The organism is Marisediminitalea oceani (genome assembly GCF_003731635.1).
Taxonomy (GTDB): Bacteria; Pseudomonadota; Gammaproteobacteria; order Enterobacterales; family Alteromonadaceae; genus Alteromonas; species Alteromonas oceani.
The window spans coordinates 1-5489 of the sequence record NZ_RCUA01000060.1; the positions used below are offsets into that span (position 1 = coordinate 1).

At 42.5% G+C, this 5489-nt stretch carries 5 protein-coding genes; all 5 read left to right on the top strand.

The features are described 5' to 3' along the window. Nucleotides 1-41 precede the first annotated feature (41 nt). The 5 genes from istB to D9T21_RS16015 all read left to right on the top strand — a co-directional run bounded on the left by istB (nt 42) and on the right by D9T21_RS16015 (nt 5448). Nucleotides 42-782, top strand: coding sequence for an IS21-like element helper ATPase IstB (istB, locus tag D9T21_RS15995; RefSeq protein ID WP_123324632.1), 741 nt, complete (start codon nt 42-44; stop codon nt 780-782). 118 nt (nt 783-900) lie between these two features. Further along, nucleotides 901-1617: a TVP38/TMEM64 family protein gene (locus tag D9T21_RS16000; RefSeq protein ID WP_123325958.1), complete on the top strand. Its 717-nt coding sequence runs from the start codon at nt 901-903 to the stop codon at nt 1615-1617. After that, a complete protein-coding gene (locus D9T21_RS16005; protein WP_123325960.1) occupies nt 1592-3334 on the top strand; it encodes an ArnT family glycosyltransferase in 1743 nt (580 codons plus the stop codon). The genes D9T21_RS16000 and D9T21_RS16005 overlap by 26 nt, the downstream gene beginning before the upstream one ends. Nucleotides 3335-3454: 120 nt before the next feature. Then, on the top strand, nt 3455-5062 hold the full coding sequence (locus tag D9T21_RS16010) for a phosphoethanolamine transferase (RefSeq protein ID WP_014978034.1): 1608 nt from the start codon (nt 3455-3457) through the stop codon (nt 5060-5062). After that, nucleotides 5050-5448: a diacylglycerol kinase gene (locus tag D9T21_RS16015; protein WP_123325962.1), complete on the top strand. Its 399-nt coding sequence runs from the start codon at nt 5050-5052 to the stop codon at nt 5446-5448. Before D9T21_RS16010 ends, D9T21_RS16015 begins: the two co-directional genes overlap by 13 nt. Nucleotides 5449-5489: the final 41 nt, after the last annotated feature.

Here is a 5489-nt window from a genome sequence, read left to right on the forward strand (position 1 = left end):
GCAATGTGCGTGGCCCAAATAGTTACCACTAGGAGAACGACATGAATCAGCTTAATGAGCAACTAAGAACCCTGCGTCTTGGCCATGCCGCCAAGGGTCTTGAGCAACAGCGAGAGCAACTCTCCACCTATGCTGAGTTGACGTTCGAGGAGCGGCTTAGCCTGCTTCTTGAGTGCGAGGTACTGGGGCGAAGCCAGGCCAGGATCGAACGCCTGAAACGACAAGCTAAGTTACGTATTGATGCCTCACCCAATCAGCTTATCTACAAAGAGGATCGGGGATTAAAACGTATCCAGATAAGTGAACTATTAACCGGGAGCTACCTGCTAAAGCACCAGAATATCCTACTCACCGGACCAACAGGTGCCGGAAAAACTTACGTAGCCTGCGCCTTGGCAACCCAGGCCTGTGAGCAGACGTACAGCGTTCGTTACTATCGTCTTAGCCGTTTACTGGATGATCTGAGTTCAGGGCGGCTGGATGGCAGTTATCAAAAACAGCTACTCGCCTTATCAAAGAAACAGCTGCTGGTAATCGATGACTGGGGAATGGAAAAGATGAACCAGGAGCAAGCCGGTCATCTACTGGAGTTACTGGAGGATCGTTATCAAACAGCCAGTACAATCATGGTAAGCCAGCTCCCGGTTAAAGAATGGTACAACATGATAGGCAATGCAACGGTGGCAGATGCTCTGCTGGACAGGCTGATCCACAACAGCCATCGGATTGAGTTGGGAGGAGAATCAATGAGAAAGCTGGCACAATCCGGACAGATAGGATAAAAATAGGATTAGAGAAAAGCGAGGAAAACAGGCGTCCGGATTAAACCGGTGCTGGTGTCCGGATAAGCCGGAATATGCACTTAATGATGTCATCTTAGAAAATGAAGAGAGTATCTAGTTGAATTCCAGTCTCTTTCGTTTCTTCATTCTGGTACTTACCATTCTGTTTTTTAGTCATTTGATTTCGGTCTCTCCCTCATTTGACGCATTTAATCAGGAGTGGATAGACAAGCATACCCGTAATAATGGAATGACAGGGATAGCCAAATTTTTAGCCGTCTCAGTATTTTTACTTTCTATCGGACTTCCACGCCAGTTAGTCGCATTTATGGGGGGGTATGCCTTTGGATTTGCTGAAGGTGTCATCTATTCAACATTAGCAGCTACCCTCAGCTGTGCAACAGTTATGGCAGTGTCCCGATATTTCGCTAGACCGATTATTATTCAACACTTTGAAATGCGGGTGCGCAAGTTAGACCACTTTCTAGTTCGCTCTCCCTTTCTTAAGTCCGTTATCATTAGACTGTTGCCAGTAGGAAATAATCTACTCACAAACATTTTTGCTGGCGTTTCAAAGATTCCACGACGCTCTTTTATTCTTGGGTCTACTATTGGCTACATCCCTCAAATGGCGGTTTTTGCATTGATGGGTAAGGGTGTATTAGTCAACTCTGAACTTAAAATAATCATAAGCACCCTATTATTCGGGATTTCCAGCTTGCTAAGCGCATATCTTTTTAAGATTTATCGTCGTCAACATAATGACGATAAAACTCTTCGTTCACTCACAAAAAGCGGCAAATGTAGCAATGAATCAGACGAGCTTAGCCATTAAACATAAGAACAAGCACCCAAATTATACTTTCTGGCTTTTTGTACTGGCTAGCGTGTTGATATTTATCGGGATTGGGTTAAGAGATCCCTGGCCTGCTGACGAACCTCGTTTTACACAAGTTGCAAAAGAAATGGTTGAAACAGGTCAGTGGTTCTTTCCAGCCAGAGCGGAAGAGTTTTATCCTGATAAACCACCTGTGTTTATGTGGACTATCGCTTTTTTCTTTGCGCTATTCGGGTCAATTAAGATTGCCTTTCTGCTCCCATCTGCTTTATGCAGCCTACTCACACTTTTTTTGGTGTATGACATCTCAAAACGACTGTGGAGTACAAAAGAGGCGCTGATCGCAACGTCACTTCTTTTATTGAGTTTTCAATTTTTGCTTCAAGCCAAGTCTGCACAGATAGACGCAATGGTCTGCTGCTGGATAACAATCGGATGCTATGGTCTTTTGCGCTTTTTCTTAGTTGAAAGGCGATGGCGTTGGTATTACCTCGCCTTTTTCTTCATGGGAATTGGCGTCATCACAAAAGGGGTCGGATTTTTACCAGTCCTGATGCTGATACCATACTTGATACATCGACACTTTTGGCCTCAGCGGGACATAGCTAAGAAGCAAACTAAAAAGTCCGTATTACCGTGGATAATGGGTGCAGTGGTGATGTTACTGGCTATATCACTATGGTTTATACCTATGTTGATATTGGTCGAAAATAGCCACAACACATCACTTGCTCTATATAGAGATAATATTCTTTTCAGGCAAACGGTCACTCGATATGCTGATTCCTGGCATCACATAAAGCCGTTCTGGTATTACCTCGTAGAGGTTATTCCATTATTCTGGTTGCCAATTAGCATCGCTCTCCCATGGCTCATCCCATGTTGGTATCGCGCAATCAAAAAAGGTGATGCCCGCATATACTTACCATTGGTTTGGATTGTACTTGTTCTGCTTTTCTTCAGTGTAAGTCCTGGTAAACGGGGGGTGTACATCTTACCCGCATTGCCGATGCTGGCACTGATCTCTGCGCCTTACTTTGATTCAGTTGTTAATAAGAAAGTATTTTCCTGGCTTTTGTGGGGCGTTGTATTTTTACTATCAGTAGGCTTATTGGGGTTTGGTTTTTCCGGCATAGTAAAAGCATCATTCGCCCTAAAGTTAGAAGAAAAGTTCGGGCTTTCTCCGTGGATGTTTTTTTTAGTAACGGGGGGACTGACGTGTCTGGTTACGGTGATCACTACTAGAGGGAAGCACTGGAAAGTCTGGCCCTATTTCTTGTGCACTCTTTGGGGCATGTACGCTACTTGGGGTTACACTTTACTTGAAGATGTAAAAACCCCTAAAAGCGTATTTGCAAATATTGAAAAAGAAATTGGTAAACATGATGCAACTATTGCACTTGTTGATTTTTCTGAACAGTTCATTCTCTTCTCGCCTTATCCCATCACTCATTTTGGGTATCATACCCCTGTTGATCAGCAATTGTCTGCCGCCTACCAGTGGCTGGATAAGACTGAAAAGGGAAGATACATCCTCGTCGATGAAAAACATGTACGCAATAGTTGTTTTAAAAAAGAAATGGCAACGTCTGTAGGGTATGCACATCGCGCCCACTGGGTACTATTATCGCACGAGGCATTAACCGAAAAGTGTCCGCTTACGAAAACTGCGACTGAGATCTTTAGTTATATCCCAGATAGGCCCGTTACGTGAGGTACATGTTTTCATACAATTAAAAAATAATGCGAGAATTTTCATTCTACAGTTTTTCTTAAGCGTTATTTAAGTTTAGACAGGTAACTTATGTGCTAAGAAGTACACGAGAACCTTATTGTGAAATTTCCAAGAACACTAAATTTCAATCCTACATCAGCTCAGTTCATTTTACTTTCTTCATTGTTTATCGCAGCAATATTTAACATACCATTTTTGTCCGCTGTTTATGAAGTTGTAGCCCCTGTAACATTGAATGAGTGGGTGTTTTTTCTCTCTGTACCGCTCTTGCTAACCTTTTTTAATATTATTTTTCTAAGTCTTTTTGGTGCCCTATTTTTGCCGCGCACCACCGTTGCAATTGCTTTCGTTGTAAGTTCTATTCTACTTTACGGCACCTTGGCCTATGGTGTCATTTTCGATAAGAGCATGATACAGAATGTAATGGAAACAAATTCTGGTGAAGCCTTTTCTTATCTAAATTCAACACTTTTTTTATTCTTCTCTATACTGGGATTAATCCCTGTATTTGCGATTTTTAATCTGGAAATAAATGGAAAGCTCAAGGCTCGAATCAAGCACCTTCTAGTGCTGAACTTATTAGCTTTATTGGGTATTGCAATTATAGCCACGTTCCTTTTTAAGAGCTATGCAGCTGTCGGCAGAAATAACAAAGATCTAACGAAGTATATTATTCCCTACGCCTTTTATGATTCAGGGTACAAGTACCTTCGGGACACTTACTTCTATCCGCCTTTACCCTACAAAGTATTAGACAAGCGTCCCTACTTAAAAGGTAACGCTAATATACACCCATCTATTACAGTGTTAGTGGTTGGCGAAACAGCCAGAGCGGACAAGTTTTCAAGCAACAGCTATTCGAGGCGTACTTCGCCTAATATCCAGAACGCAGGTGCAATCAGTTTTAGCAAGGTGACATCTTGCGGTACTGCTACCGCAGTCTCCGTGCCATGTATGTTCTCAAGACTCTCTCGAGAAAATTATGATTCGCGTATTGCAGACAGTCAGGACAATGTTTTAGACATCATTCATCGTGCAGGAGTTGACGTGACTTGGATTGACAACAACAGTAGCTGTAAAGGCGTATGCAAGAGGGTAAAGACCCTAGACTTTGATCCGTCCAGAGATCCCAAGTTTTGCGATGGAGATTATTGTTATGATGAGGTACTTGTTGACCTTTTAAGAGAAACTCTTTCAAGGCCATCTAAAGAACATAGAGTGATAGTCTTACATATGATTGGCTCACACGGCCCTACTTACTACCGGAGATACCCAGAGAAATTTGCTAAGTTCGTGCCTGACTGTCCCAGAAGTGATATTCAAAATTGTGAAGAGGCAGAGCTGACAAATACGTACGATAATACTATTGCATACACAGACTACGTGCTAGGCCAGATTATTGAACAGCTTTCCACTATTCCTAATTCGTCGATGCTTTATCTATCGGATCATGGTGAGTCATTGGGAGAAAAAGGGCTTTATTTACACGGTTTCCCTTATAATTTAGCGCCTGTTGAGCAAACTCATGTACCAATGGTTTATTGGGCCTCCAAGTTTAGCCAACCTGAATACAGTGATTGCGTAAAGTCGTTATCCAGTCATCCTTATTCGCATGACAACCTTTTTGACACATTACTTGGTCTTACAAATGTGCAAAGCAGCACCTACCAACCCACTCAGGATATTTTACGAAAATGCGAGTCATAGACGAAGCCACATCAAAAATGCATTTCGACCCTAAAGCCAAACCAAAGGGCATGTTGCGTATTGTATTAGCAATGAAAAACTCAGTTCGAGCTATATCATGGCTTGTTAAAAACGAGTCAGCGTTCCGGCAAGAACTTATCTTACTTATCTTAGCGGCGGGAGTGCTTGCATTTTGGTCAATTCCTTATATGGAAAAGACGATTTTACTTTCCTCCATACTCTTCGTTTTGTTCGCTGAAATTATAAATACTGCAATTGAAGTAACTATTGACCGTATTGGAAAAGAGATTCACCCACTGTCAGGCTTAGCGAAAGATTTAGGCTCAGCGGCTGTTTTAGTGACGATCGCAATTTCATCACTGTTGTGGTGTAAGCGATCAATTTAGACCGTCTTTTCCCGGCGGAGCTACCCCGTAAAATGGTCCCC

Excerpts from the sequence above, each read along its gene's own strand:
- istB (WP_123324632.1), top strand. The coding sequence starts at position 42 with ATGAATCAGCTTAATGAGCAACTAAGAACCCTGCGTCTTGGCCATGCC.
- D9T21_RS16005 (WP_123325960.1), top strand. The coding sequence starts at position 1,592 with ATGAATCAGACGAGCTTAGCCATTAAACATAAGAACAAGCACCCAAAT.
- D9T21_RS16015 (WP_123325962.1), top strand. The coding sequence starts at position 5,050 with ATGCGAGTCATAGACGAAGCCACATCAAAAATGCATTTCGACCCTAAA.